Source organism: Aquibium sp. ELW1220 (genome assembly GCF_030398385.1).
Classification (GTDB): domain Bacteria; phylum Pseudomonadota; class Alphaproteobacteria; order Rhizobiales; family Rhizobiaceae; genus Aquibium.
Genome location: NZ_JAOAOQ010000014.1, coordinates 49,127 through 74,830 on the forward strand (window position 1 = coordinate 49,127; position 25,704 = coordinate 74,830).

Annotated in this window: 24 protein-coding genes and 2 tRNA genes; 5 read left to right on the forward strand and 21 right to left on the reverse strand. The window is 68.8% G+C overall.

Annotated features, from left to right (window positions below):
• Positions 1–4: 4 nt before the first annotated feature.
• Genes N1F91_RS14360 through N1F91_RS14370 form a run of 3 tightly spaced genes read left to right on the forward strand, consistent with a single transcriptional unit; the run spans position 5 to position 3,041 of the window.
• Entirely contained in the window at positions 5–1,318 is a 1,314-nt protein-coding gene (locus N1F91_RS14360; RefSeq protein ID WP_289993043.1) for a TRAP transporter large permease subunit, read from the forward strand.
• Between the two features lie 14 nt (positions 1,319–1,332).
• Positions 1,333–2,073 (forward strand): TSUP family transporter, encoded by a 741-nt coding sequence (locus tag N1F91_RS14365; protein ID WP_289993045.1) that lies wholly within the window; start codon positions 1,333–1,335, stop codon positions 2,071–2,073.
• On the forward strand, positions 2,070–3,041 hold the full coding sequence (locus tag N1F91_RS14370; RefSeq protein ID WP_289993046.1) for a hypothetical protein: 972 nt from the start codon (positions 2,070–2,072) through the stop codon (positions 3,039–3,041). The genes N1F91_RS14365 and N1F91_RS14370 overlap by 4 nt, the downstream gene beginning before the upstream one ends.
• Here the strand turns inward: N1F91_RS14370 and N1F91_RS14375 are convergent.
• The 9 genes from N1F91_RS14375 to N1F91_RS14415 form a co-directional block, all read right to left on the reverse strand.
• Positions 3,015–4,568 carry a CYTH and CHAD domain-containing protein gene (locus tag N1F91_RS14375; protein WP_289993049.1) on the reverse strand — a complete coding sequence of 518 codons (1,554 nt, stop codon included), beginning with the start codon at positions 4,566–4,568 and terminating at the stop codon, positions 3,015–3,017. The two genes, N1F91_RS14370 and N1F91_RS14375, sit on opposite strands and share 27 nt — an antisense overlap.
• 297 nt (positions 4,569–4,865) lie before the next feature.
• Positions 4,866–5,669, reverse strand: coding sequence for an ABC transporter ATP-binding protein (locus tag N1F91_RS14380; protein WP_289993050.1), 804 nt, complete (start codon positions 5,667–5,669; stop codon positions 4,866–4,868).
• A gap of 56 nt (positions 5,670–5,725) precedes the next feature.
• On the reverse strand, positions 5,726–6,802 hold the full coding sequence (locus N1F91_RS14385) for an ABC transporter substrate-binding protein (RefSeq protein ID WP_289993052.1): 1,077 nt from the start codon (positions 6,800–6,802) through the stop codon (positions 5,726–5,728).
• A 34-nt stretch (positions 6,803–6,836) separates the two neighbouring features.
• Positions 6,837–7,625: an ABC transporter permease gene (locus tag N1F91_RS14390; RefSeq protein ID WP_289993053.1), complete on the reverse strand. Its 789-nt coding sequence runs from the start codon at positions 7,623–7,625 to the stop codon at positions 6,837–6,839.
• A 47-nt stretch (positions 7,626–7,672) separates the two neighbouring features.
• Positions 7,673–8,503, reverse strand: a complete 831-nt coding sequence (locus N1F91_RS14395; RefSeq protein WP_289993055.1) for an enoyl-CoA hydratase/isomerase family protein — start codon at positions 8,501–8,503, stop codon at positions 7,673–7,675.
• A complete protein-coding gene (locus N1F91_RS14400) occupies positions 8,500–10,692 on the reverse strand; it encodes an acetate--CoA ligase family protein (RefSeq protein WP_289993058.1) in 2,193 nt (730 codons plus the stop codon). Before N1F91_RS14400 ends, N1F91_RS14395 begins: the two co-directional genes overlap by 4 nt.
• Positions 10,693–10,708: 16 nt before the next feature.
• The gene (locus tag N1F91_RS14405; protein WP_289993059.1) at positions 10,709–11,746 is read right to left on the reverse strand and encodes an adenosine deaminase; all 1,038 of its coding nucleotides are present in this window, start codon (positions 11,744–11,746) and stop codon (positions 10,709–10,711) included.
• Positions 11,747–11,753: 7 nt separating this feature from the next.
• Entirely contained in the window at positions 11,754–12,806 is a 1,053-nt protein-coding gene (locus tag N1F91_RS14410; RefSeq protein ID WP_289993060.1) for a MaoC family dehydratase N-terminal domain-containing protein, read from the reverse strand.
• A 207-nt stretch (positions 12,807–13,013) separates the two neighbouring features.
• Positions 13,014–13,931 carry a LysR family transcriptional regulator gene (locus N1F91_RS14415; protein WP_289993061.1) on the reverse strand — a complete coding sequence of 306 codons (918 nt, stop codon included), beginning with the start codon at positions 13,929–13,931 and terminating at the stop codon, positions 13,014–13,016.
• A 112-nt stretch (positions 13,932–14,043) separates the two neighbouring features.
• Between N1F91_RS14415 and N1F91_RS14420 the strand changes: the two genes are divergently transcribed.
• Positions 14,044–14,340, forward strand: a complete 297-nt coding sequence (locus N1F91_RS14420) for a hypothetical protein (RefSeq protein ID WP_289993062.1) — start codon at positions 14,044–14,046, stop codon at positions 14,338–14,340.
• A 16-nt stretch (positions 14,341–14,356) separates the two neighbouring features.
• Here the strand turns inward: N1F91_RS14420 and N1F91_RS14425 are convergent.
• A tRNA-Asp gene (locus N1F91_RS14425) sits at positions 14,357–14,433 on the reverse strand.
• A gap of 373 nt (positions 14,434–14,806) precedes the next feature.
• On the opposite strand from N1F91_RS14425, the gene N1F91_RS14430 reads away from it, so the two are divergent.
• Positions 14,807–14,882 (forward strand) — tRNA-Val (locus tag N1F91_RS14430).
• 80 nt (positions 14,883–14,962) lie between these two features.
• Here the strand turns inward: N1F91_RS14430 and N1F91_RS14435 are convergent.
• The 11 genes from N1F91_RS14435 to N1F91_RS14485 all read right to left on the reverse strand — a co-directional run bounded on the left by N1F91_RS14435 (position 14,963) and on the right by N1F91_RS14485 (position 25,701).
• A complete protein-coding gene (locus N1F91_RS14435) occupies positions 14,963–16,009 on the reverse strand; it encodes a prolyl oligopeptidase family serine peptidase (RefSeq protein ID WP_289993064.1) in 1,047 nt (348 codons plus the stop codon).
• A 185-nt stretch (positions 16,010–16,194) separates the two neighbouring features.
• Positions 16,195–16,353 (reverse strand): transposase, encoded by a 159-nt coding sequence (locus tag N1F91_RS14440; RefSeq protein ID WP_354670545.1) that lies wholly within the window; start codon positions 16,351–16,353, stop codon positions 16,195–16,197.
• A 96-nt stretch (positions 16,354–16,449) separates the two neighbouring features.
• Positions 16,450–17,337 (reverse strand): SMP-30/gluconolactonase/LRE family protein, encoded by an 888-nt coding sequence (locus tag N1F91_RS14445; protein ID WP_289993067.1) that lies wholly within the window; start codon positions 17,335–17,337, stop codon positions 16,450–16,452.
• Positions 17,334–18,500 carry an acyl-CoA dehydrogenase family protein gene (locus tag N1F91_RS14450; RefSeq protein ID WP_289993068.1) on the reverse strand — a complete coding sequence of 389 codons (1,167 nt, stop codon included), beginning with the start codon at positions 18,498–18,500 and terminating at the stop codon, positions 17,334–17,336. The genes N1F91_RS14445 and N1F91_RS14450 overlap by 4 nt, the downstream gene beginning before the upstream one ends.
• On the reverse strand, positions 18,497–19,324 hold the full coding sequence (locus N1F91_RS14455; RefSeq protein ID WP_289993069.1) for an oxepin-CoA hydrolase, alternative type: 828 nt from the start codon (positions 19,322–19,324) through the stop codon (positions 18,497–18,499). The genes N1F91_RS14450 and N1F91_RS14455 overlap by 4 nt, the downstream gene beginning before the upstream one ends.
• 12 nt (positions 19,325–19,336) lie before the next feature.
• Complete coding sequence (locus N1F91_RS14460; protein ID WP_289993070.1) at positions 19,337–20,581, reverse strand: CaiB/BaiF CoA-transferase family protein; 1,245 nt, start codon at positions 20,579–20,581, stop codon at positions 19,337–19,339.
• Entirely contained in the window at positions 20,574–22,097 is a 1,524-nt protein-coding gene (locus N1F91_RS14465) for a tripartite tricarboxylate transporter permease (protein ID WP_289993071.1), read from the reverse strand. Before N1F91_RS14465 ends, N1F91_RS14460 begins: the two co-directional genes overlap by 8 nt.
• 1 nt (position 22,098) lies before the next feature.
• Positions 22,099–22,545, reverse strand: coding sequence for a tripartite tricarboxylate transporter TctB family protein (locus N1F91_RS14470; RefSeq protein ID WP_289993073.1), 447 nt, complete (start codon positions 22,543–22,545; stop codon positions 22,099–22,101).
• 38 nt (positions 22,546–22,583) lie between these two features.
• Positions 22,584–23,843, reverse strand: coding sequence for an SDR family oxidoreductase (locus N1F91_RS14475; protein ID WP_289993074.1), 1,260 nt, complete (start codon positions 23,841–23,843; stop codon positions 22,584–22,586).
• 111 nt (positions 23,844–23,954) lie between these two features.
• Positions 23,955–24,707, reverse strand: coding sequence for an SDR family oxidoreductase (locus N1F91_RS14480; RefSeq protein ID WP_289993075.1), 753 nt, complete (start codon positions 24,705–24,707; stop codon positions 23,955–23,957).
• Positions 24,697–25,701, reverse strand: a complete 1,005-nt coding sequence (locus N1F91_RS14485; protein WP_289993076.1) for an acyl-CoA dehydrogenase family protein — start codon at positions 25,699–25,701, stop codon at positions 24,697–24,699. The genes N1F91_RS14480 and N1F91_RS14485 overlap by 11 nt, the downstream gene beginning before the upstream one ends.
• Positions 25,702–25,704: the final 3 nt, after the last annotated feature.

Consider the following 25,704-nt stretch of genomic DNA (forward strand, 5'->3'; position numbering starts at 1 on the left):
CGCGGTGGAACAGCTACTCCCGATCGGCATCTTCCTCTTCGTCCTGTTTCTCCTGCTCGGCACCGGCGTCTGGGTGGGGCTGGCCCTGCTCGGCGTCGCCTTCGTGGGCATGGAGCTCTTCACCACGCGGCCGGCCGGCGACGCGATGATGACCGTCATCTGGCGCTCGGCCTCGTCCTGGACGCTGACGGCGCTGCCGCTGTTCATCTGGATGGGCGAGATCCTGTTCCGGACGCGGCTGTCGGAGGACATGTTCAAGGGCCTGTCGCCCTGGATGGCGAAGCTGCCCGGCGGCCTGCTGCACACCAACATCGTCGGCTGCACCGTGTTCGCGGCCGTCTCCGGCTCGTCGGCGGCGACGCTGACCACCGTCGGCAAGATGTCGATCCCGGAGCTGCGCAAGCGCAACTATCCCGAAAAGCACGTCATCGGCACGCTGGCCGGCGCCGCCACGCTCGGCCTGATGATCCCGCCCTCGCTGACGCTGATCGTCTATGGCGTGACGATCAACGAATCCATCACCAAGCTGTTCATCGCCGGCATCGTGCCCGGCCTCGTGCTGGCTTCGATGTTCATGCTCTATGTCGTTGCCGTGTCGCGCTTTTCGCCCGATTACCGGCCCGACCCCGAGCCGGCGATGAGCTTTGCCGAGCGGGTGGCGAACTCGCGCTTTCTCATCCCGGTGCTGCTCCTGATCATGGCCGTCATCGGCTCGATGTATCTCGGTTTCGCCACCGCCACCGAAGCCGCAGCGATCGGCGTGGTTGGCGCGCTGGTGCTGGCCGCCGCGCAGGGCTCGCTGACATGGGCGACCTTCACCGAGAGCCTGCTCGGCGCGACCCGCACCTCGGCAATGATCGCGCTCATCCTGGCCGGTGCGGCCTTCCTGTCGCTGTCGATGGGCTTCACCGGCCTGCCGCGGCATCTGGCCGAGTGGATCGGCTCCATGCAGCTGTCGCGGTTCGAGCTCTTGATGGTGCTGCTCGTCTTCTACATCGTCATCGGCTGCTTCCTCGACGGCATCTCCTCGGTAGTGCTGACGATTGCCGTGGTGGAGCCGATGGTGCGCGCGGCGGGGATCGACATCATCTGGTTCGGCATCTTCATCGTCGTCGTCGTGGAAATGGCGCAGATCACGCCGCCGATCGGCTTCAACCTGTTCGTGCTGCAGGGCATGACGCGGCACGAGATGAACTACATCGCCAGGGCCGCCTTCCCGATGTTCCTGATCATGGTGGTAATGGTATTCGTGTTGATCGCCTTCCCCGGGCTCGCGACCTGGCTGCCCGACAACATGCGCCCCACAGCGGCCGGCTGACGGACGCGGAGAGCATGGACCTCGTCGCCTATACGGGCCTTCCGGCGCCCTGGCTTGCCGTCGTCGGGCTGATCATCGTCGCGGCAGCGATCGTGCAGCTGGGGCTCGGCATGGGCTTCGGCCTGACCGCGGCGCCGCTGCTGGCGCTGATCGACCCGGAGCTCGTGCCGGTGCCGACGCTGATCCTGGGCATGCTGAGCTCCGGCTGGGGCGCGTTGAGCGAACGCCGGGCGATCGCCTGGAACGAGGTCGCGACGGGCGCGATCGGCCGCGTGGCCGGGGTGGCGGCGGCGACCGGCGTGCTGGCCGTCCTGAGCGACGAGCGCGGCTTCTCGATCGCCTTCGGCCTGATGGTAGGCCTCGCCGTGGCGATGTCGGTGTTCGGCCGGCGCATCCCGTTCAACCGGCCCAACCTGATCGGGGTATCGGCACTGTCGGGCCTGATGGCCACCATAACCTCGGTCGGCGCGCCGCCGCTGGCGCTGATCTACCAGGACCGCCCCGCCGCGGAAGCGCGCCCGACGCTCGCCGCCTTCTTCGCGCTCGGCTGCCTGCTCGCGCTCGCCGGCCTGTGGATGAGCGGCCATGCCGGCCTCCGCGACGTGGCGCTGGCCGCGCTGATGCTGCCGCCGATGCTGGCGGGCATCGTCATCGCCCGGCGGCTGCGCGGGCGCTTCGACCGGCGCTACCGCCCGGCCCTGCTCGCCATGGCCGGCATGGCGGCGGTGCTGCTCGTCGCGCGGGGCATCGCATGACCGCCGCCGCGCTGCTCGCCTGGCCCGCCCGCCACGGCCGCAGCGTGCTGGTGGCGGGGCTGGTGGCGGGCATCCTGCTGCCGGGCGTGGCGCTCGCCATGCGCGACTGGATCGCGGAACTGGTGGCCGGGCTCCTGTTCATCGCTGCGCTTCGCGTTGGCCCGCGCCAGGCCTTCGGCGTGCTCTCCGACATCCGGGCGTCGATCGGCGTGGCGCTGATCTACCAGGTGGCGCTGCCGGTCGCCTTCATCGCGGCCTTCGGCCTCATCGGCTGGCACGGGCCGCTGGCGACGGGGCTGGTGCTGATGGCGGCGGCCGCGCCGATCTCGGGCAGCCCGAACCTGACGGTGATGACCGGCAACGATCCGGCCCCGGCGCTCAGGCTGATGGTTCTGGGCACCGCCATCCTGCCGCTCACGGTCGTGCCGGTGTTCTGGCTCGCGCCGCTGCTCGGCGAGGCCGGTGCGGTGGTCGGTTCGGCGGGCCGGCTGCTGGTCATCATCGGCGGCGCGGCGGGAGCGGCCTTCCTGATCCGCGGCTTCCTCGTCCCAAACCCCTCGCCCGCGGCCGTCGCTGCCCTCGACGGGGTGTCGGCGATCGCGATGGCGATCGTGGTGGTGGGCCTGATGTCGGCGGTGGGTCCGGCCATCCGCGAGAGGCCGGCCGACCTGGCGCTGGCGCTCGGCGCCGCATTTGCCGGCAATTTCGGCCTGCAGATCGCGGCGGCGACGATCCTCAGGCGGACGGCGCCGGAGCGGTTCGTGGCGCCGCTCGGCATCATCGCAGGCAACCGCAACATCGCGCTCTTCCTGACGGCGCTGCCGGCGGCCGTGACCGAGCCGCTGCTGCTGTTCATCGGCTGCTACCAGGTGCCGATGTACCTGACGCCGATCCTGCTTGGCCGGCTCTACCCGCCGCCCGCGCCGGACCGCGCCGATGCCTCAATCGGACCAGGGCGGCTTCACTGAGGCGAAGGCCTTCCAGCCGGACAGGAGCCGGTCCTCGGTCGCTTCGAGATCACGCGCCTGCCAGCCGCGGATCTCGCCGCAGGCGCGGTGGACCGCTGCCGGCGCATCGCCCGCGGCGAGCCTGTCCAGCAGCGGGTCGGTGGTGGCGATGTCGTTGTAGCGGCCGAGCCCGTCCTGCAGCCGCGACAGCGCCCGGGCGAAGGCCGCGGCCTTCTTGTCCTTCGTGCACAGCGGCAAGAGGAAGTCGCTGAGGTAGCGCAGCTTCTTCACCGCCAGGCGCACCTCGTGCCGCCCCTCTGCATCCAGCCTGCCGAACCGCCGGCCGCGCTTCAGCACCTTGCGGTGCTGCCGGTCGAGCAGGTCGCGGGCGAGGCCCGCCGCCGGTTCGGCCAGGCGCGCCAGCGTCTCGGGCGCGGCGCCTTCGCGCCAGCCGCGCAGTTCGATCCAGCGGGCGAGCGCCAGCGGCAGCCGCAGCGCGGCCCGGTCGTGGAAGGCGGCGCGGGCGCGGCCATAGCCATCCTCGCGCAGCGGGTTTGCGGTCGCGCGGACCGCGTCGAAGCCGGACGGATCGGCGCAGGCGGCCTCGACGGGCGGGACGGTTTCGGCCAGGAAGACGTCAAAGCCGCGCGCATCGCCCTGTTCGCCGGCGAGCCACTTCGCATCCGCGGCGAAATCCTGCGCCGCGGTACTTCCCGTCGCCCCGGCCATCACCTTGAGGATGGTGCGCAGGCGCCGCAGCGCGACCCGCGTCTGGTGGATGCCTTCGGCGTCGCGGCCGTCGAGCGCCGCCGGCCGGTTGTCCAGGAAATGCCGCAGCGCTTCCGACAGCATGGCCGCGAAAGCATCGTCGAGCGCGGCGGAGCGCGCGATCGCCGCCCGGCGCGGCTTGCGCCACGCCGGCGGCCGGTCGAAGGCGAGGTCGAAGCCCCGCGCCGCCTTCGAATAGAGGCTCATTTCGGCGGGACCACGCTCCAGCATGGCCAGCGCCACGTCGTAGAGCGCACTCACCTCGCCGGAGACGAGTTCGAGCTCGATCTCGCTCAGCGGCTCCGTGCGGCCGCCCGCCTCCACGGTGCCGGTGTCGACGGCAAGCTCGATGCAGGCGGAAGGCAGGTCGAGCTTGCGCGCCCGGCGGCGCACCCGGGTGGCAACGACCGCTTCGAGCGGCGCCTCGGCAACGATGTCGCGGAACGCCTGCGGCACGGCGTCCGGCAGGGCAGCGAGGTCGGGCATCTCTCCCGCGACGTCGACCTCCCACTCGCCGCGGCCGACGAGGCCGTCGGCCGCAGCGCCGCCGGCCGTCTTCACCGTCATGATCCGCCTGCGGCCGACGCTGCGCACGCGCAGCGCAAAGCCCGCCTTCGTCAGATCGCGGCCGGGCGTATCGAAATAGGTCGAGGCGAGGTTGCGCACCGTCCCGGCATTGCGCGATGCGGCCAGCACGATCTCCGCCGATGCGAGCGCGTCGAGGGCATCCGGCGGCGCCACCAGCTTGAGCTCCACCTCGCGCGCGGGCGCAGCGGGCACGGGCGCCCGGCGGGACGGCGTGGCCCGAGGCGGCCGGATGGTCTCGGTATTCGCGTCCAAAGCCTTCGCCGCCCTTTCGCTTGATCGTCCGGAAAGGTCGGGGTTTTCGGCAGGCGGGTCAAGGGTGACGACGAACGCGGCGCGCGATGGCGGCTGCAAACTGGCGTGCAAATCACGCACGCCGATCCGGAGTACCTATCCCGAGCCCATTGGCGGCCGTCCCGGCGGCGAGTGCGAGAACGGCGATTCTTCGTTGCAGCCGGTTTTGCAGCACATGGAACCAGACTTGAAGGCCCCCTAAGCGGCGGCCTCCGTCCTGTCGTCTTCGCCGTGCGAAGCGTCGAAGATCGCCCTTATCTCCGCGGCAATCTCGGCGAAGGCGGCGGTGCCCATCAGCCGGGGGTGGCGGGGCCGCTCGAAGGGCACGTCGACGATGCGCGCGATGCGGCCGGGGCGCGCGCTCATGACGACCACGCGGTCCGACAGGAACACCGCCTCCTGGATGCCGTGGGTGACGAACAGGACCGTCTTCCTGTTGGCCGACCAGATGCGCTGCAGCTCGATGTTCATCTGCTCGCGCGTCAGTGCGTCGAGCGCGGCGAAGGGCTCGTCCATCAGCAGCAGGCGCGGGTCGTGGATCAGCCCGCGCGCCAGCGCCACGCGCTGCTGCATGCCGCCCGACAGTTCCGAGGGAAAGCGCTGCTCGAAGCCCTTCAGGCCGACCATCTCGATGAGACGCATGGCCTCGTCGCGGTAGTCGGCCACGCGGCGTCCCTGGACGTCGACGGGCAAAAGGACGTTGCTCATCACCGACAGCCAGGGCAAGAGCAGCGGCTGCTGGAAGACGATGCCGAAATCCGGCCGCGGCGCAGTGACGTCGCTGCCGCCGACGACGATGCGGCCCCAGCTCGGCGAGAGCAGCCCGGCCACCATGCGCAACAGGGTCGTCTTGCCACAGCCGCTCGGGCCGAGCAGCGACACGAACTCGCCGGCGCCGACCTCGAAATTGACCGTCTCCAGGGCAATCAGCGGCTTGCCTTCCCGCGTCTGGAAGGTCTTGCCCACGTCCTGAAAGCGGATGGCGTCTGACACGAGCGTCATCGTTCGGTCTCCCGTCTGGAGGAAGGGCCGGCGGCCTTGGCCGCCGGCCGGGCGTCTCAGTTGGCGGCCTTGGCCGCGGCGGCGATCGGCGCCGGGTCGAAGTCGGTGTAGGCATCGGCGAAGCGGTTGTCGAAATAGATGGACGGGTCCTTCGCTTCCTTGATCAGGCCGACCTCCAGCAGGTAGGCTTGGATCTTGGCGTAGATCGCGGCGTCCTGGCTGCCCCAGGCGAAGTCGTCGGCGTTCTCGTCGGCGGCCATGTCGCGGATCTGGGCCGACAGGATGGCCAGGTCGCGCTCCATGGCGGCCTTGTCGTTCAGGTCTTTGGGCGCGCGGTCGGGCGAATAGGACCAGAAGGCGCGCACGGCGGCTTCCGGATTGTTCTTCAGGTAGACGGTCGCCTTGGCGGTGGCGCGGCCGAGACCCGCGATGATGTCGGGATTGGCCGCGATGTAGTCCTCCTGCGCAAACAGGTTGTAGCTGTACTGGGTCCGCTCCGTTTCGGGCTGGGGCAGGATCCGCACGTCGTAGCCGGCGACCTTCATGCGGGCGACGCCGCCGGAGAAGCTGATCGACATGTCGACTGCGCCGCTCTTCAGCGCCTCGAAGCCGGGTGTGCCGTAGCCGGTGGCGATCAGCTGGATGTCGTTCATGCTCATGCCCTCGGCTGCCAGGCGATAACGCAGGTAGTTCACACTCCCCGAACCCAGGTCGCCAACCCCCACCGTCTTGCCCTTCATGTCCTTGAGCGACTGGACCGGCGAATCCGGCTTGACGATGAAGACGTTGGTGCCGCGGCGGCTGATCGCATAGAAGGAGACGAGCGGGATGGCGGCGTTGGCGCGCTGGATCATCACCGGATCCGGCTGGGCGACGCCGACATTGGCGCGCCCCGTCAGGAGAAGCTGCGCCGTCGCGGCCGACGACTGTCCTGGCACGATGTCGACGTCCAGCCCCTCCTCCTCGAAATAGCCGAGCTCCTTGGCCAGCGTGGCGAAGGGATAGCCGACGTTCAGGTCGGCCGTGGCGATGGCGTAGGTGACTTCCTTCAGATCCTGCGCCATGGCGGCGCCGGCGCCCATGAGCCCGATACCGAGGGCCGCCCCGAGCAGGGCCTTCATCAGCTTCTTCATGTCATTCCCCTTTGTTGTTACGTTCTTGAAGTGGCTACTTGTCGCGCGCCCGCCCCCAGAAAATCATCCGGTTGCCGACGAACTTGACGATCGAGTGGAGGGTGAACCCCGTCATGGAAAGCAGGATGAGACAGGCGAACTGGCCGGCCATGTCGAGATTCGTGTTGAAGGTCAGGATGCGGTAGCCGAGGCCGCCGACCGAACCCAGGAGTTCCGAGACCACGGCCGAGATCATGGCCATGACGATGGCAAGTTCGAGCCCCGCGAACAGCGGCGGCAGCGCGCTCGGAAGCTTGCAGCGCAGGAAGACGCGCCAACGCTTGCCGCAATAGGCGCGAAGCATGTCGAGCTGGTCGGGATCGGTCCGGTCGAGGCCCGATAGCGTGTTGATCAGCACCGGGAAGAAAACCGCCGCGACGACCAGCGCCACCTTGGATTCGATGCCGAAGCCGAACCAGATGAGAAACATCGGCGCCAGCGCCGACTTGGGCACCGACTGGAAGGCGATGATGTAGGGGTAGAGGATCGTCTTGACCGGCCGGAACTCGGAGATCGCCAGCGCGAGCAGGAAGCCGAGGCTGCTGCCGATCGAGAACCCGATCATCACCTCCTTCAGCGTGATGTAGAGGTCGCGCAGGAAGGTGCCGTCGGCGATGTTGACGACCAGCGATTCCCAGACCGCCAACGGCGTCGGGAAGACGGCCGGCGACACCTTGAAGTGGGTCACGTACCACTGCCAGAAGAACAGCAGCAGGATTGCGCTGGCGAGCCAGGCGAGGAAGCGCTTTGTCTCGACGGCGTAGCGTCCCTGAGTACGCTTCACGGCGGGCGTCGCCCGTGCAAATCCGCCGGTCCGGGACGCCGTATCCGTCATCGAAATGCCCCCACGGTCTCGAAACGCTGCTTCTGCCACCGCAGCGCGGCGGTCACCCCTTCCCGCTTGGAGATGCGGGTGAACTCGTTCTCCCCACTGGTCGACAGGCCGAGCGCCGACTTGTCCTCGCTCATCGCCACCAGCGCCGGGAGGCCCATCTGCTCGTACCAGCGCCGCTTGGCCTCCTTGTTTCGCACCAGCGTGCCTTCCGGCAGCAGGCAGAGATGGCGCACGACCTGGTCGACGCGCGCGTCGAGCTCGTCGGCCGGTACCATCTCGTTGATCATGCCCAGCCGGGCGGCCTCGGGCGCATGGACGTTGCGGCCGGTCAGCATGAGCTCGGTCAGCGCCTTCATGCCGATCATCCACTGCAGCACCGGAAACATGTTGCCGCCGCCGCCGAACTTGATCTCGGCGTCGCCGAAGAAGGCCTCGTCGGAGGCGTAGGTCAGGTCGCTGGCCATGCTCATCGCCATGCCGCCGCCGAGACAGGCGCCGCGCACCTTGGCGACGACGGGCTGCGGCAGCGCCCAGATCATCCGCAGCGTCTTGTAGGCGAGGCGGAAATGATACTTCCAGTAGGCCGGGGTCCGGGCCGGCATGTCCTCGCCTTCGCCCACGTCGTAGCCGGCCGAGAAGGCCCGTCCCTCGCCGGTCAGCACGACGACCTTGATGGCGGACGTGGCCTCGATGCGGGCGAGCGCGTCCTGGAGCTCGAGGTTCATCTGGTCGGTGATGGTGTTCAGCTTCCTCGGCCGCCGCAGCGTCAGGAGGCACGTCTCGCCGTTGGCGTCGACGTCGAAGGAGATGGCTGTGTATTCCGTCATGATCTCGTTCCCTCGCTGAGGATCAACCTGGCGTCCGCGACGCGGCCGCCCCTGTGCTTGTGCGACACGATCACCGGGTTGAGATCCAGCACCTCGAGCGCCTCTCCCAGTCCGCTCGCGATCGCGCCGACCCGGCAGACCAGGTCCGCGATCGCGTCGAGGTCGGCCACCGGCCCGCCGCGAAAGCCGTCGAGGTACTTCGCCGCCCCGCTGCGTTCGATGGCCGACAGGGCGTCGGCGCGGCCAAACGGCGTGACCAGCAGGGCGGTCTGGTCCAGCCGCTCCAGCATGCGCCCGCCCAGGCCCACGACGACCACGGCGCCGAACGTCGCGTCGCGCTTGGCGCCGACATAGAGTTCCACGCCCGGTTCGATCTGCTCGCTGACGAAGATCGCCTCGCCCGCCACGGCGCCGATCGCGGGCGACACGCATCCGACCAGCCGGTCGAAGGTCGCGGCCGCGGTCTCCCCGGTGACGCCGAGGGCGACGCCGCCGATGTCGCTCTTGTGGACGACACGCGGCGTATCGATCTTCATCACCGCCGCGGTGCAGAGCCCGGCGACCATCGCCGCGGCGGAAGCGGCGTCGGTCACGCTGCCAGTGACGGGGACCGGAAGCCCCTGCCCGGCCAGCATCTCGAACACGGTGGCTTGCGCGACCGAGCCGTTTTCCCAGGCCTTCGGCGCGGCGACCCGGGCCGTGGGGTCGACGTCTCCGCTCCGGGCGGCGGCGCGATGGACCCGGAGGTCTGCGAGGTGCGCGAGCGCCCGAAGCCCCTCACGCGCGCCCTGCAGGGCCGGTACGTTGGCGGCCCTCACCTCGGCGACCACCTCTTCGTCGAGCCGGCCCGACTGGCAGGCCAGCACGACCACCGGCTTGGTCCGCGCCAGGTTCTCCCTCGCGGCGGCGTTCATCATTTCCCGGTTGAGGGAGAAGCGCAGGTCCTCGCTCTCGCGATGCGTGCCCTGCAGGACGACGACAACGTCGATCGCGGAGTCGGCGGCGACCGCCCGGATCGCGCCGCGCATGCGGTTCTCATAAGTGCCGTCGAAGTTGAACCCGGTGCCGACGTCGACGGGATTGCGCGGCACGACGTCGGCCGGCAGCACGAGCCAGTCCTGCAAGGTGCGCAGCGTGGCGGCGGACAGCGGCGGCAGTTCGACGCCCAGCGCTTCGCACAGATCGGTCACGTTGCCGAGTTCGCCGCCCGACGTCCCCAGCATGCCGACGCGCGTGCCCTTCGGCATCTCCTGGAAGGCCATGAGCAGCTCGACCGTCTGCAGCATCTCGTCGAAATCGTCGACCAGGACGATGCCGGACTGGCGGAACGCCTGGCGGTAGACCGCGCCGGACCCGGCGAGCGCGCCGGTGTGGCCGCGCGACACCTCGCCGCCCTTTTCGGTGAGGCCGGCCTTGACGACGACGATGGGCTTGCCCGCGGCATGCGCCCGGCGGGCGAGGTCGAACAACCGCGCCGGCTGGCGCAGCGCCTCGATGAAGCAGACGATCAGCCGCGTCGCGTCGTCGAGAATCGCGCGCTCGATCAGGTCCTCGGCGGTGGTGACGGCCTCGTTTCCGGTGGAGGCAACGAAGGAGATGCCGTGCCGCCCGGCGACGTGCATCAGGATGCCGGCGACCGATCCGCTGCCGCTGATCATCGCGACTGCGCCGGGCACGACGTTAGCCGGCGTACGGAACGAGGACAGGGAGCACTTGCCGGCGAGGTTCATGATGCCGAGGCAATTGGGACCGAGCGCGGCGACGCCGGCCGCCGCGCAGGCCTGCTTCAATTCGATCTCCCGCTCGAGGCCGGCCTGACCGCGCTCGCCGAAGCCGCCGGAATGGATCATCAGCGCCTTGGCGCCGGCCGCGATCGCCTCATGGACGGCACCCAGCACCTTTTCGTCGGGAAGGTTGATGATGACGACGTCCGGCGCCGACGGCAGGGCCGCGACGTTCGGCCAGCATTTGCGGCCGAGGATCTCGTCGCGGTTCGGGTTGATGAGGAAGATCTCGCCCTCGTAGCCGAGTTCCTGGTTGGTCTGCAGGAAGCGCGAGGTGAAGGAGACGCTGCTGGCCCGGCCGCTGGCGCCGACGAGCGCGATCGAGCGGGGCCGCGACAGGGCGGCCCAGCCGTCGTCGGAGAGGCCGGCGGCCGCGGGAAGGAGATGATCGAGCGGTGCGTTCAACGGGCTGATTCCTACATCAATTCTGGACGTGGGCGGGCGCGGCTTCACCGGCGTGGCGGAGCCAGACGGCATCGATGTCTGCCAGGTGCCGCTGCCTTTCGGTGTCGTCCATGAAGGAGCCGACGAAGCTGTTGCGCGCCAGCTGGACGAGTTCAGCGTCGCCGAGACCGAGCGCAGCCTGCGACTGGATGTAGTTCTCGTTCACGTATCCGCCGAAATAGGGCGGATCGTCGGAGTTGATCGTGACGCAGAGACCGGCCCTCAGCAGGCGGGCGACGTTGTGGCGCTCGAGCGTCGGGAAGACCTTGAGGTAGACATTCGACAGCGGGCAGACGGTGAGCGGGATCTGCTGCTCGGCGAGGCGGCGCATGAGGGCGGGGTCCTCCTCGCAGCGGACGCCATGGTCGATGCGATCCACCTTGAGGATGTCGATCGCCTCCCAGATGTATTCCGGAGGACCTTCCTCGCCGGCATGGGCCACCGCCTTCCAGCCGAGCTCGCGAGCCTCCTCGAACAGCCGCCGATAGATGCTCGGCGGATTGCCGACCTCAAGGCTCGCCAGGCCGATGGCCATGATCCGGTCGCGATAGGGCCGGACCTGGTCGAGCATGCGCATCGCGTCGTCTATTCCTCGGTGCCGCTGGCAGCCGATGATGATCCCGCCGGTCATGCCGTGCTCGGCCTTGGCCTCCTCGAAGCCGGCGAGCACGCCTTCGAGCGCCATGACGGGGTCGACGCCGCGACTCGACGCGCCCTGCGGCGCGAAAGCGATCTCGACATGGCGGACGTTGTCCTGCCGGACACGGCGCATGTAGGCCTGCGTCAGCTCGTTGAAGTCGCGCTCGGTCCGCAGGACGCGCGAACTGCTCTGGTAGACCTTGGAGAAGCCGGCCAGATTGTCGAACTCGTAGGTGGCGAGAAGCTCGGTCTCCGTGGCGTGAGGAAAGTCCACGTTGTTGCGGCGCGCCAGTTCCATCACCATCGACGGCTCGAGCGACCCCTCGATGTGGAGGTGGAGCTCGGTCTTCGGCAAATCCTCGACAAGTCGGCTCATGGCTTTGTCACCTCGCCCGCGTCGGCCGTTCACGGCTCTCCAGCTCGATCTCTGCCACGCCGCTGTTGGTCTGGAAGCCGAGTTCGCTGCGGCACCAGATGTCCGCCTCGACCAGGCACCGTCCGTCCACGACTTTCTTGCGGGTGACGCGGCCGCCGCAGGTGATGCTGTAGCCGACCAGCACCCATTCCTCGTTGCGCTGCGATATCCGCGTGACCCAGCTGCCCGGTCCGCCCCAGCGCGACAGCATGGCGCCGAACCACTGGATGCGCAGCACGCCCGGCGCAAACGCGTCGGGGATATGGCCCATGCGGCCGATGCGGTCGTAGCCGGTGCCGATCGTGGCAGCGTTGTAGCGCCCGATGTCGAAGGCCATAAGCGGCCCGTATTCCCAGGGCGTGATGTCGTCGCCCTCGTTCACGTCTTCGAAGAAGCGAGGCGCATCGTAGCGGCGCTGCGGCGTCGGCTGCGTGCCCGGCAGCAGTGGCGGGGTCGAGACGTTGCGCGTGAACTGGCCGTCCTCGAGGGGCGGATAGGACTGGCCGACGCCGCCGCGCTCGGCCGTCGCCGCACCGTCGAAGCGGAAGCTGTAGGACGACAGCTTGGCGACGATCTCGCCCTTCTGGTTGGTGAAGCGCATGCCTTCCTTGACCAGCACGCATTCGCCGAGCTTGCGCGACCGCTTGAGCGTCGCATCCTCGATCTTGCCGTGCGAGAGGATGGTGTCGCCGACGCGGACCGGCCTGAAGAACTCCCATTCCTCCGTGGCGTTGTCGGCGTTGGACAGTTCCTTGCCGTTCGCATCCTTGATGCCCGGAAACTTGCCGAGCCAAGCCGGCGAGCCATGCGCGTAGAGATAGCCGGGCGGCGCGATGATCCCCCGCCAGCGGGTGTCCGCGGCATAGGCGTCGTCGAGGTAGAGGGCGTTGGTGTCGGGCACCGCGTAGGCGAAATGGCGGATGCCGTCGCGGGTCACCCCGTAGTTGTACTGCTCCGGCTGGGGCACGTCCTTCCCAACGTGGGTCAGGAATTCGGAAACGTCGAGGGTGAAATTCTGCACGCGGGCTCCCATCCCCGAAACCGGTGACGGCTCCGAGCCTTGTCGATGTCGCGACTTGCTGATCCGGCTCGGAACATGTCGGCATCGCGCCCCGAAGGCACTCCCGCATGTCATCTCGTGGCCGAGTTTTTAGTTCCCTTGATTGTTGAAGGGATGATAGGCCGGATGAATTCTAGGAATCCATATCGAAAAATCGGATTGAGTGTCCTATTTTTTAGATAGGCCGGTTTCAGCCATTTCCTCCATGGCGCTGACGATCCCGCGCGCCATCTTCAGCGCCGCCGACGACGGATGGCTCGGGGTGACGAGCGACAGCGACAGCTTGGCAATCTCGGTGTCGGCGAAAGGCAGGAAGACGAGGGTCCCGGCGCGTCGCTCGGACAGAACCTCGGCGCAGGTGAGCACCGCGACGCCGACCCTCTGCATCACCAGCGCCTTCATCAGATTGAAATTGTTGCAGGTCGCCACCGGGTGCAGGGTGACGCCGGTGGCGGCCAGCGCCGCATCCATGCAGGTCCTGATCCGCAGGCCGTCCTCGGGCATGATCACCGGCAACTCGTGGCAGTCGCGCAGCCTCAGCGAACTCTTGCCGGCCAGCGGGTGGTCGGGCAGCACCGCGATGCCCGGCGTCAGCGCGATGGTGTGCTCCACCCGCATCACCCGGTAGGCCGTCGGCATGTAGGTGAGGCCGAGGTCGGCATGGCCGCTCATGACCATCTCGCGGACGCCGCCGGCGCCCACGACATGGATCGAGATGACGATCTTCGGATATTTCTCATGGAAGGTGCCGACCAGGGTCGCCATCAGCTCGTTTCCCATCGCCTCGGCGACGGCAAGCGTGATCCGCCCGCTCTGCAGCCCCTGGATGCCGTCGATCTCGGCCTTGACGGCGTCGTATTCGCGTCTCCAGCGGCGCAGGTTGTAGACCAGATGCTCGCCCGCCGCGGTCAGCCGCAGCCCCTGCGGCAGCCGGTCGAACAGCGCAACGCCCAGCTCCTTCTCGGCCAGAATGATCTGCCGGTCGATCGCCGATGGCGCGATGCGCAGGATCTCTGCCGCGCTGCGGATCGAGCCGCGCTTGGCGACTTCCTCAAAATATCGCGAAAACCGGGAAAATGCCGGCATGTGTAGCACCGTCCGTCTGGAGCTTGCCCGTTGTTTCTGCAGGTTGCACCATCACGGACAGCGAGGAAAGCATGGTTTCGATGCCCTGGCGGGCCAGACGTGAAGCGAGCGGGTGGAGAAGGCCAAGGACGATTCGAGCAAGCGCGCCAGCGGCCCATCCCGGTGTTTTCTGCCTCAAAACGCCGGCGGCGGTTGCGTCGAATCGATCTCGACGAAGATGGGCAATTCGATCGACCAGTCGAAGACGCTGCAGAAGGTCTACATACCGGACAACCGTGCAGCCGTCCGCGCGGCCGACGAAGCCCGCAAAAAGGGAAGGAGGAGACTGCTTGGCCTGGGACGGAAAGAGGCCAAAAACTTGAAACCCGGATCTGGCGAAAGCTTGAAACCGGGGCGGGAAAAGGCGTGAAGCCCTTGAAAGAAAATGGCGCGAGTGACGGGGCTCGAACCCGCGACCTCCGGCGTGACAGGCCGGCACTCTAACCGACTGAGCTACACCCGCGCATTGGACTGGGGCGGCGCTGCGCCCGTCGTCGTGGCCGGGTGATTAAGGGGTTCGGGTGGGAGTGTCAAGCGCATTCAGGCGCATTCAGCCGACGAAAAAGGCAACGAACGGAACTTGTTGTCGGGGCACTCCGCATGCCCCTACGGAAGCCCCTGCCCGAGGGCCGGCGGCGGTGCGCGGGGGAGGCCGCGCGGACCCGCCCGGAGGGTTTCGGGAGCAGGCTCGGAACGGGCGGCCGGACACCGTGGGCCTGACGGGAGCGTGGGCCGCAGCGCGGCGGCTGGTGGCGGTGCAGCGCGAGGGTATCGAATGAATTTGGCGCGCACGCGACTTGCGCAGTGGCGCCAAAGCGCTTAAATCGCGCCGGTCCGGGCGATTAGCTCAGTTGGTAGAGCGCTTCGTTTACACCGAAGATGTCGGCAGTTCGAGCCTGTCATCGCCCACCATTCCTTTTGGCTGCTCAAGCCCCAAGCGCGCGCGCTCCACGAGCGTCGCAATGGCGGATCATCGGAGCGGCCATTCCGGATCAGCGTCGGTAGCGGGACATGAATGTCCACGCCAGTTCCGCGCCTTCGGCATCCTGGCAAACCGCCCCGATATAGCGACGCGTGATAAGGTTGTCGGGAATTGGATAACGTGCAGAAGGTATGGCGTGGCCGCCGCCGACCATCGTGTAGGCCTCGACGACAGCGCCATTGGCCTGCGGCGCATGGCGCTTCATCTCGATGACGCATTTGTCCTTCGGATTCCTGTGCGGGAGCGTGGAGGTCACCGCCGGCTCGGGCGATGCCTTGTTGGCGGCGATCCACCACGCGACGGATGCCGAGGCCGAGCGCATCCGGCCACGACCGCCCGCAATGTCGCCACCGTCCCATTTCACCAGCGGGTCGGCCGTGCCGTGCGCGATGAGAAGCGGGGTCGGCCTTGCGGGCCGCACGAGAAGCGCGTCGTCGTCCGGCAGCGACGCAACGAAGGTGGCCGCCGCCGCGAACCGTTCGGGTGCTTCCATCAGGAGGCGGAACGTCATCATTCCGCCGTTGGACCCGCCCGTCACATACACGCGCGACCGATCGGTCGTGTAGGTCTCGTGCGCCCAGTCGAGCATCGCGAGAATGAAGCTGACATCATCGGCGCTGCTTTCCCGGTTCACGCCACGGCGGAGATCATTCCACACCTGATCATCGCTGGCCGGATCGCCTGTTTTCGGATTCGTGGCATTGGGAACGAGCAGGAGCGCGTTCTCGCGCCGTGCCACTGAAGGCCATCCGCGCGTCGCACCGGCATTGGTTGCGAAGCTGCGCCGCATGCTCAGCGTACCGCCATGCAGGAGGACAATCACCGGGGCAGGCCGGGACGGATCGACAGGCGGCTGAACGAGCAGCCAACGCGTGGCAGCACCGACTTGAATTCTCTGTTCCAGCAGCCCGAGTTCGGCCAGTTCTTCCGCGGTTGGCGGAGACGGTCGCAGCCCTTGCGCATGCGCTCCGACGGTCATGGCGCTCGACAGAAGGAGGCATGCCCACAGACACAGCGACAGGGGGTTCAATGAACGCGACGTGATGGTCGACTGCATTCGGACCTCATCCCTCGAGCATCGCTTCGCGACCGCTGCAGAGCAAAGACGGTCTTGTCGCACCGCATGGGGTGGCCGGCGGCGTCGGTCGCCATGCCATCCGGCGTGCGCCGGGGCTGATCAGCGCACCACTGCCGGCTTCCCGACGAGGCGATCATCGCCCGTCCGGGTGATGGTCTCAAGCGTCATGTGTCTGGCGCCTCGGACGGCGGTTCGTCGTTCTGCGCCATGAGGATGGCGACGACCAGTCTGGCGATGGCGTCCTCGTCAGGGACGATGCCCGCCGCGTCGGTGCGTCGCTTGATCTCGAAGCCGACTTGCTCGATCGGGTTGTTCGCGTGGATCTTCGATCAGGGGCCTTCGGTAAGCCCAGGGGCCGGGCTCCCGACGTCTTCTGCCATCGGTGAAGCCTGGAGGATACCGGCACCGGCCTGCGACCCTCAGATGCCCGCCTTTTGCCGGTACGGCGTTTCGGCGATCCCGCGCACACCGAGGCCGGTGAGCGCGTGCAGGCAGCCGCCGCGCGGATGGGTGGAGACCGCCCGGCCAGAGCCCGAATCGCGGATCGACGTGACGAAGAGCGTGTCGAGGCCGGGTCCGCCGAAGGCCAGGCTGGACGGCAGGTCCGTCGGCGCGTCGAGCAGGCGGTCGAGCACGCCCTGCGGCGTGAAGCGGGCGATCCGGCCGGCGCGGACAAGGCAGGTCCAGATGCAGCCTTCGGCGTCCACCGTCGCGCCGTCCGGCCCCGAATCCCATTCCGCCGTGTCGGCAAAGACCCGCGCCTCGCCGACATCCGCCTCGTCCGGCCCGTAGGCATAGGCGCGGATCCTGCGCTCCAGGCTGTCGGCGAAATACAGGACGCGGCCGTCGGGGCTGAGGCAGAGCGCGTTGGAGATGCGGATGCCGCCGACGAGCGCCTGCGCGCGGCCTGTCTCGTCGACGCGCCACAGCGTGCCGAGCGGCTCGGCATGGACGCCCATCGATCCGCACAGGAAGCGGCCCTGGCGGTCGGTCTTGCCGTCGTTGAAGCGGATCGCGGGGTCGGCCGGTTGCGGCCTGAACAGCGGCGCGAAACGGCCGCTCGCCAGATCGAGCGTCCAGATGCCGTCGGCGAGGCCGCAGACGAGCCCGCCCTCCCCCGCAAGCGCGATGGAGCCCACCATCGAGGGCGCGGTCCATTGCCACCGCTCGCCGCTTTCCGGATCGAGGGCATGCACGCGCCGCGCCACGCCGTCGACCCAGAACAGCCGGCCGGAGCGATGGTCCCACACCGGGCTCTCGCCCAGGAGGTCGGGCGTCTCCGACACGAGGTGGACGCTGGGCTTCACGCCCGGGCGTCCTGCCGGCGCCTGCGCATCTGCCTGACGATGTTGAGCTGGTGGATCTGGCTGGTCCCCTCGTAGAGGCGGAACAGCCGTACGTCGCGATAGTAGCGTTCGATCGGCGCGTTGTCGGCGACGTAGCCCGCACCGCCGAACACCTGCACGCAGCGATCCGCCACCCGGCCGCAGGCTTCGGAGGCGAAATACTTGCAGATCGAGGCCTCGAGCGCGATGTCGCGGCCGTCGTCGCGCGCCCGCGCGGTCTGCAGGATAAGCGCCCGCGCCGCCTCGATCTCGGTCTGGCAATCGGCGAGCATGGCCGCAACGAGCTGGAAGTCGATGATCGCCCGGCCGGACTGGCGGCGCCGCTCGGCATGGTACATCGCGAGGTCCAGCATGCGGATCGCCGGGCCGGTGCACAGCGCCGCGAGATGGATGCGCTGCTTGTTCAGCACCTTCATGGCGGTCCGGAAGCCCTGCCCCTCGACGCCGCCGATCAGGTTGCGGGCCGGGACCCGGACGCCGTCGAACCGCACCTCGCCGACGGGCGAGCCGGCCTGGCCCATCATCCGGTAGGGCGCCGACGTGGTCAGACCGGGACTGTCGCGCTCGACGATGAAGGCAGAGACGCCGCGCGCGCCGGTCGAGCCGGGGTCGGTCCGCGCCATCACCGTGAACAGGCCGGCGATCGGCGCATTGGTGATGTAGCACTTCAGGCCGTCGAGGACGTAGTCGCCGCCGTCGCGCCGGGCCGCGGTGGTCAGCGCGCTCGCGTCCGAGCCGGCTTCCGGTTCGGTCAGCGCAAAGCTGCCGGTGATCTCGCCGGTTGCGAGCCGCGGCAGGTATTCCCGCTTCTGCTCCTCGGTGCCGTCGGCCACCAGCGCCTCGGAGCCGATGCCGGTGTTGGTGCCGACCCGGGCGCGAAAGGCCACCGCGCATTGCGACAGCTCGATGGCGCCAAGGACGAGCTCCTCCGTGGTCAGGCCGAGGCCGCCATAGGCTTCGGGAATGGACCAGCCGAAATAGCCGCACGCGGCCATGTCGCGCACGATGTCATCCGGCACCTCGTTCGCCTCGGCCACGCGGTCCTCGGCGGGATGTGCCACGCCGCGCACCCAGCTTCGGACATCGGCCAGCAGCGCATCGAGCGTCGCCTGGTCGCGGATCATGCGCCCTCTCCTCCGGTGTCGCCGTTCGGGAAGCGGGGCCGCCGCTTCTCCAGGAAGGCCGCCAGCCCCTCGCCCGCCTCGTCGCCATAGCGCGCGGCGTTGATCCCACGGCTCTCGACCTCGATCTGCGCGGAAAGCCCCAGCCGGGGCGCCTCGTCCACCTGCGCCTTGATGGTGCCGATGGCGCCTGCCGGCCCCGCCGCACAGGCGGCGGCGAGTTCCATGGCCGCATCGAGCGCGCCGCCGGACGGCGTCATCCGGTTCACCGCGCCGGCCGCATAGAGCCGTTCGGCCGGGACCGGCCGCCCCAGCATGCAGAGCTCCGACACCAGTTGCCGCGGCAGCGCTTCGCGCAGGAAATGCAGCGTGCCGCCGTCGGGCGTCAGGCCGATCTTCACATAGGCGACCGTGAAGGCCGCGCCGTCCGCGGCCACCACCATGTCGCAGGACAAAGCGAGCGCGACGCCCAGCCCGGCAGCCCCGCCCTCCACCGCCGCGATCACCGGCCTGGGACAGGACCGGATCGACAGGATCATCGCCGCCAGCGCGTCGGTGTTGCGCGCGACCTGCGCCGGGCTCTGCCGGCGGCTTTCCTGCAGGGTCGCCACGTTTCCGCCAGAACAGAAGAAGCCGCCTGCGCCCTGCAGCACCACCGCCCGCACCGTGCGGTCGCTGCCCGCCTCGCGGATCGCGTCGCGCAGATCTTCGTACTGGACGCGCCCGATCGAATTGCGCGTCGCGGGCCCGTCGAGCGTCAGGAGCCGGATGCCGGGCGCCGGCGTGTCGACGCGGATGACGGTGGCGTTGGTCGGCGTGTCGGTCATTCGGGCTCTCCTTCAGACGATCCCGCGGTCGCGCAGGCCGGCGATCTCCTCGTCGCCGTAGCCGAGATCGCGGAGGATTTCGTCGGTGTCGGCGCCCAGCCGCTTGGCCGCCCAGCGGATGCGACCGGGATTGCGGGTCAGCCTGGGCACGACGTTCTGCATCCCGACCTGGCCGAAATCCTCGTCGGGCGCCTGGATCACCCCCTCGCGCGCCTGGACCTGGGGGTCGCCGAAGATCTGCTCGACCGAATAGATCGGGCCGATCGCACCGCCTTCGCGGGCGAAGGCGGCGAGAACGTCGTCGAGGTCGTGGCGCTCCATGTAGGCGGCGAAGACGGCGTCCAGTTCGTCGCGATGTGCCAGCCGCTGGCGGTTGGTCGCGAAGCGCGGATCGTCGATCAGGTCGGCGCGGCCGATCGCCCGCAGGTTCGCCGCCGCCATGCTGTTGGTCGAGCCCGTCACCGTCACGAAGCGCGCGTCGGCCGTGCGGAAGACGTTCGCCGGCGCGGTGTACTGGTTGTTGTTGCCGTCCCGCTCGCGCACCAGGCCCAGCTGGTCGTATTCGATGGCGATGTTCTCGAGGACGCGGAAGGTCGCTTCCGTCAGCGCGAGGTCGATCTCCTCGCCCTGGCTGCGGCCGCGGTCGATGCCGTAGAGCGCCGCCATCACCGAGAAGGCGCCGAACAGCGCGCCGATGCTGTCGCCGATCGGATAGCCGGGGTGCACCGGTGCGCCGTCCTTCATCCCGGTGATGTAGGTCAGCCCACCCATGGCCTCGAAGATGCGCGCGAAGCCGCCGAGGCCGGATTTCGGACCGGTCTGGCCGAAGGCCGAGACGCGCAGGATGACGAGGCGCGGGTTGATCGACCACAGCGTGTCGCGGTCGAGCCCCCACTTGGCCAGCGTTCCCGGACGGAAGTTCTCGATCAGCACGTCATGCGTGGCGATCAACTTCTTGATGATCTCCAGCCCCTCGGGGCGGCGCAGGTCGAGCGTGCCGTAGCGCTTGCCGCGATTGGTGACCTTCCACCACAGCGGCTTGTCGTCGCGGAACGGCGGGAAGCCGCGCAGACCGTCGCCCTGGCCGGGGATCTCGAACTTGGTTACCTCGGCGCCGAAATCGGCCAGAAGCGATGCCGCGAAGGGGCCGGCGATGATGGTGGCGATGTCGAGCACCTTGAGCCCGGCCAGCGGGCCGAAAGGGGCAGCGGCGTCCGCGCCGGCCTCGGCGGACGGTCCGGAACGGTCCTCAGCCATTGGTCGCAACCTCCCGCCGACGTGCCGCGTAGCCTTTCCAGAGGGCCGACCCGACCGCAAAGGCCAGGATAGCGGCGATGATCGCGACGATCGTGGCCGAGATCGGCCGCTCGACGAAGGTGCCGAAGTCGCCGCCGGCAACCACGAGGGAGCGGCGGAAATAGACCTCGATCATCGGCCCCAGGACGAAGCCGAGCAGCAGCGGGGCGACTTCGAAGTTGAGAGCCCGCATGCCGACGCCGAGGAAGCCGAAGGCCAGCAGCACGAAGATGTCGATCACCTGATAGTTGACGCTGTAGATGCCGATGCAGGTGAAGGCGACGATGACCGGGAAGAGCAGGTTGTAGGGGATCTTCAGGAGCTTCACCCACAGGCCGATCATCGGCAGGTTGAGCACCAGCAGCATGAAGTTGCCGATGACGAAGCTCACGACCAGCCCCCAGAAGAGATCGGGATTGGACTGGATCACGTCCGGCCCGGGGATGATGCCGTGGATCATCATGACGCCGAGCATGATGGCCATGACGGCATCGCCCGGGATGCCGAGGCTCAGCGTGGGGATGAAGGCGGCCTGGACCGAGGCGTTGTTTGCCGCCTCGGGGGCGGCCACGCCCTCGATGGCGCCCTTGCCGAACTCGTGCGGGCGCCCGCTGACGCGGCGCTCGACCGCGTAGGACACGAAGGTCGCCACCAGCCCTCCCGTGCCCGGGAGCGCGCCGAAGAAGCCGCCGATCACGCTGCCGCGCGCCATCGGCATGGCCGAGCGCCGCCAGTCCTCGCGGGTCGGCATCATGTCCTTCATGCGGATGCTGCCCTGCTGCACCTTCGGCAGTTCGGTGCGTCCGGCATTGGCGATGATCTCGGGCAGGCCGAAGAGGCCGATCGCCACCGCCACCAGCGGCAGGCCGTCATAGAACTCGGTGACGCCGAAGGTGAAGCGGGCCGCGCCGCTGTTGAGGTCGAGGCCGATCAGGCCGATGGCGAGGCCGAGCGCCACCGCGACCAGCGAGCGGACCGACCGGCCAGTGCCGATGACCGCCGCCGCCACGAGCCCGAGCGTCATGAGCGCGACGTATTCCTGCGGCCCGAACTGGAGTGCTGCCCGCGAGAGCGGCACCGAGAATCCGGCGAGCAGAACGACGCCGAAGGACGTGCCGACGAAGGAGGCGATGGCCTTCATGAACAGAGCCGGCCCCGCCCGCCCCTTCAGCGCCATCGGGTAGCCCTCGATGCCCGTCACGGCGCTGGTTGCCGTGCCGGGCAGGTTCATCAGGATTGCGGCAGTCGATCCGCCGAAATCCGCGCCGTAGTAGATGCCGGCGAGCATGATCAGCCCGAAGGTCGGGTCGATGTGATAGGTGATGGGCATCAGCATGGCCATGGTCGACATGATGCCGATGCCGGGCAGGACGCCCACCACCGTGCCGAGGAAGACGCCCAGGAAACAGTAGAACAGACCGGCCGGCGATGCCGCCACCGACAGGCCGAGCGCGAGATCGGACAGAAGCGTGCTCATCTCAGAAGGCCTCGATCTGCAGGCCGAGACCGACCCGGAAGACCAGGGTCGTGACGACCGCCGTCGCGACGGCCAGTGCCGCCGCCGTCACGACCGACGTGTTCCGGTTGCCCAGGGCGGACAGGAACACCACCAGGAACACCGACGCCAGGAGACCGGCCGCCTCCACGGTGAAGGCGAAGGCGAGGAAGGCGGCGATGACGAAAAGCGTCCCGCGCAGCCGGTCCATGCCCATGGGCTGCGGAACCGGGCCAGGGCGTGCGGTGACGACCATGAAGAGGGCCAGCGCCAGCATGACGCAGCCGAGAATGATCGGGAAATAGCCCGGTCCCATGTTGCGCAGCGTTCCCAGCTTGTAGTGGGACGCCTCGAAGATGATGAAGGCGCCGATCGCTGCGGTCACGAGCCCGGCGATCAGGTCCTCCATCCGTTCGGTCACGTATCGCATAGATTCCTCCCTTGGGATCGGATGCGTCCAGTTGTTCGTCAGGGATGCAGACCGGCGGAAATCTCCTGCCCGGTGATCATCCCCGCGCCGTCGCTCGCGAGATAGCGGCAGAGGGCCTCCAGCCCCGCCACTGCCGCACCGCGCCAGGCGACCGCATTCACCCGCATGCCGGCGGGCGCCCATTCGAGTGCGAGCGTCCGCGCCAGCATGCCGCCGGCCGCCGTCGCGGCCGCAAGGCCCGGGTCGCGGCCTTCGCCGTGTACGAAGAGGAGCGAGAAGTTCGCGGTGCGCGCGGGGTGCGCCGCGCAGGCGACGGCCGTCTGGCGCACCCTGCGCAGCGTCTCGCCCGCGGTGCAGGGCTGCATCAGTCCGCGCATGTCGATCACGGCTGAGAGCGGGCCGGCGGAGCCGAGGCCCGCCGGGTCGTCCATCCGCACGACGTCCTGCCATCCGGACAGGGCGGACATTCCGCTGGCGCCGATCACCGCGATGCGGCCGTCCGCTTCGGAGCCGGCCAGCGGTGCCGCGCCCGCCGGCGCGGGACCGGCCAGTCCGCCGCCGTCGACAAGAATCGTCTCGCCCGCGAGCACGCCGCCCTGCGGGCTTGCCATGAAGGCGATCGCCGATGCGATGTCGTCCGGGGTCGCCATGCGGCCGAGCGGAATGCCGGCGATGACCTTGTCGAGGTCGACGCGTCCGGTCCGGTGGAGTTCGTCCACCAGCGGCGTGCGGGTATAGCCTGGCGCGACGGCCGAAATGCCGATGCCCAGCGCTGCAAAGGAATCGCGGCTGGCGCGGGTCAATGCGGCGATGCCTGCCTTGGTCGCGCTGTAGGGGCCGCGCAGCGCCAGCGGCTTGAACGACGCGCCGGAGGCGAGGTTGACGATCGCCGAGCCCGGCGCCAGCACGATGCGCGACGCCTCGCAGATCGCCTCGACCGCGGACAGGTTGAGATCGACGAGCCGGTCGAACGCCGCCTGTGGAAGCTCGACCAGCGCGCGTCCGGAACTGTCGGTCACGCCGGCATTGTTGACGATCACGTCGAGACCGCCGAGCAGGGCCGCAGCGCGCGCCGGCAGGGCGGCAGCCGCGTCGCGGTCGGTCAGATCGATCGCAAGGGCCACGTGGCCTTCGCCCAGCGCCTCGGCACGCTCACGGGCGGCGTTGCCGTCGATGTCGGCGAGCGCGAGGCGATACCCCTGCTTCGCCAATGCGCGGCATGCGGCCCAGCCGATCCCGTTGGCGCCGCCGGTGACCAGCGCCCGTCTGCCTTCGGCTTTGCTCTCCTCCCTCGTCATCGCCGGGCGCTCAGAGTGTGTGAATCAATCGAGGACGCGAAAGAATGCCCACTGAAATCCTTGCGATTTTTGGCTCAAGCTGCTCGGAGACGGGCATTCTTTCACATCCTCTCAGGTGATCGCGATGCCGATGCCGCCGTCGGCCGACAGCACCTGTCCGGTGATGAAATCGCTCTCCGGCTCCATCAGGTAGACGATCGCGCGCGCGATGTCGTCGACCGTGCCCAGCCGCCCGAGCGGGGTGTTGGCGATGCGCCTGGCGTCGCGGTCCGCGTTGCGGTGCTTTGCGGTTCCCTCGGTCGGGACCGCAGACGGTGCGACCGCGTTGACGCGAATGTTGCGCGCGCCCAGTTCGACAGCGGCCGCCCGCGTCAGGCCCATCACGCCGGCCTTGATCCCGCTGTAGACGAGCGAGTTCGGCGCCGAACGGAAGCCTGCGGCCGACGCGACGTTGACGATCGTTCCGCCGCGCTGCGCATCCATCGCGGCGGCTGCGGCCTTGATGCCCCAGATGACGCCGGAGAAACCGATCGCCAGCATGCGCTCGACCGTTTCGGGCGCGATGTCGGGGATTGCCTGGTAGCGGACCCAGGCGGCGTTGTTCACCAGTCCGTCGAAACGCCCCGTCTCCCGCACCACCGCTGCAACGGCAGCTTCGATCCCCTCTGCCGTCGCGACGTTCTGCACGACGGGGATGGCGATGCCGCCGGAGGCGGTGATCTCCGCGACGGCCTCTTCGACGAATTCCGGCTTGAGATCGTTGATGGCGACCGCCCAGCCCCGCGCGGCGAGATGCCTGGCGGTCGCGCGGCCGATGCCGTGGCCCGACCCCGTGATGAGCACCGACTTGCGGTCAGTTGGCATGGTTTTCCTCCCGGTACCATTCGTTCGACGACGAGGCGATCAGCGCCTGGCCGAACCGTTCGAGCAGGTCGGCCGCCGCGCCGTAGCTGCCTTGCGCCCGCATCTGCCGCAGGTGGCGGTGCAGCGGGACCTCCCAGGTGAAGCCCATGCCGCCGAATATCTGGATGGCGTTCTCGGCAACCGCCGGACCCGAGCGCGCAGCGTTCAGCCAGGCGGCCTCGCGCACCAGGTCGGCATCCTCGCGATGCGCCGAAAGCGCGCGCGCAATGCCGTTCCTGATCGTCTCGGTCACCAGCGCGTCGCGCGACATCTTGTGGCGCAGCACCTGATAGCTGGACAGCGGGCGCCCGAACTGCTCGCGCCCCTGCGCGTGCCCGATCGCCAAAGAGAGGCAATGCGACGCCGAGCCGAGGATGTGGGCGGCGCGCAGGAGATCGGCGTCGGCCCGCAGGGCACGCACCGCCTCGGCGCCAAGTTCGATGCCCGTAACGGGTCCGTCGGTCCTCACCGGTGCGGAGGGCAGGTCCACGTCCCATCGGTCCGAAGACGGCTCGACACGGACGACGTTGCTCGCCGCCGCGAGGACGGCGCCGCCATCGGCGCGGAAGATCAGGATGCGGTCGGCTTCCTCGGCCAGCGGCGCGTGGCCGACGAGCCCGTCCTCGGCGACGCCGCTCCAGGCGATGGTGGCGAGACTTTCGCCGCTGAGGATCCGGCCGGCCTCGGCAGCATCGACGCCGGCGAGCGCCCTGGCCAGGACCATCGCCTCGATCAGCGGATAGGCGAGCAGGCCGGAACCCGCCGCAGCCACCACCGGCACGGCGTGGCGCAAGGACAGGCCGAGCCCGCCTGCTTCTTCCGGCGCGATCACGCCGAACAGCCCGGCCTCGGCGAGAAGACGCGCGCGTGCGCGGCCGTCGGAGGCCTTGGCGCAGGCCTCGACCACGGCCCGGGCCGTATCCTCGAAGTCCTTCGGATCAATCTCGTCGGTCATGGA

What these genes read in the sequence shown, in the direction of transcription:
- N1F91_RS14365 (WP_289993045.1), top strand. Translation starts at nt 1,333, where the DNA reads ATGGACCTCGTCGCCTATACGGGCCTTCCGGCGCCCTGGCTTGCCGTC.
- N1F91_RS14370 (WP_289993046.1), top strand. Translation starts at nt 2,070, where the DNA reads ATGACCGCCGCCGCGCTGCTCGCCTGGCCCGCCCGCCACGGCCGCAGC.
- N1F91_RS14380 (WP_289993050.1), bottom strand. Translation starts at nt 5,669, where the DNA reads ATGACGCTCGTGTCAGACGCCATCCGCTTTCAGGACGTGGGCAAGACC.
- N1F91_RS14385 (WP_289993052.1), bottom strand. Translation starts at nt 6,802, where the DNA reads ATGAAGAAGCTGATGAAGGCCCTGCTCGGGGCGGCCCTCGGTATCGGG.
- N1F91_RS14395 (WP_289993055.1), bottom strand. Translation starts at nt 8,503, where the DNA reads ATGACGGAATACACAGCCATCTCCTTCGACGTCGACGCCAACGGCGAG.
- N1F91_RS14405 (WP_289993059.1), bottom strand. Translation starts at nt 11,746, where the DNA reads ATGAGCCGACTTGTCGAGGATTTGCCGAAGACCGAGCTCCACCTCCAC.
- N1F91_RS14415 (WP_289993061.1), bottom strand. Translation starts at nt 13,931, where the DNA reads ATGCCGGCATTTTCCCGGTTTTCGCGATATTTTGAGGAAGTCGCCAAG.
- N1F91_RS14435 (WP_289993064.1), bottom strand. Translation starts at nt 16,009, where the DNA reads ATGCAGTCGACCATCACGTCGCGTTCATTGAACCCCCTGTCGCTGTGT.
- N1F91_RS14450 (WP_289993068.1), bottom strand. Translation starts at nt 18,500, where the DNA reads ATGATCCGCGACCAGGCGACGCTCGATGCGCTGCTGGCCGATGTCCGA.
- N1F91_RS14455 (WP_289993069.1), bottom strand. Translation starts at nt 19,324, where the DNA reads ATGACCGACACGCCGACCAACGCCACCGTCATCCGCGTCGACACGCCG.
- N1F91_RS14460 (WP_289993070.1), bottom strand. Translation starts at nt 20,581, where the DNA reads ATGGCTGAGGACCGTTCCGGACCGTCCGCCGAGGCCGGCGCGGACGCC.
- N1F91_RS14465 (WP_289993071.1), bottom strand. Translation starts at nt 22,097, where the DNA reads ATGAGCACGCTTCTGTCCGATCTCGCGCTCGGCCTGTCGGTGGCGGCA.
- N1F91_RS14470 (WP_289993073.1), bottom strand. Translation starts at nt 22,545, where the DNA reads ATGCGATACGTGACCGAACGGATGGAGGACCTGATCGCCGGGCTCGTG.
- N1F91_RS14475 (WP_289993074.1), bottom strand. Translation starts at nt 23,843, where the DNA reads ATGACGAGGGAGGAGAGCAAAGCCGAAGGCAGACGGGCGCTGGTCACC.
- N1F91_RS14480 (WP_289993075.1), bottom strand. Translation starts at nt 24,707, where the DNA reads ATGCCAACTGACCGCAAGTCGGTGCTCATCACGGGGTCGGGCCACGGC.
- N1F91_RS14485 (WP_289993076.1), bottom strand. Translation starts at nt 25,701, where the DNA reads ATGACCGACGAGATTGATCCGAAGGACTTCGAGGATACGGCCCGGGCC.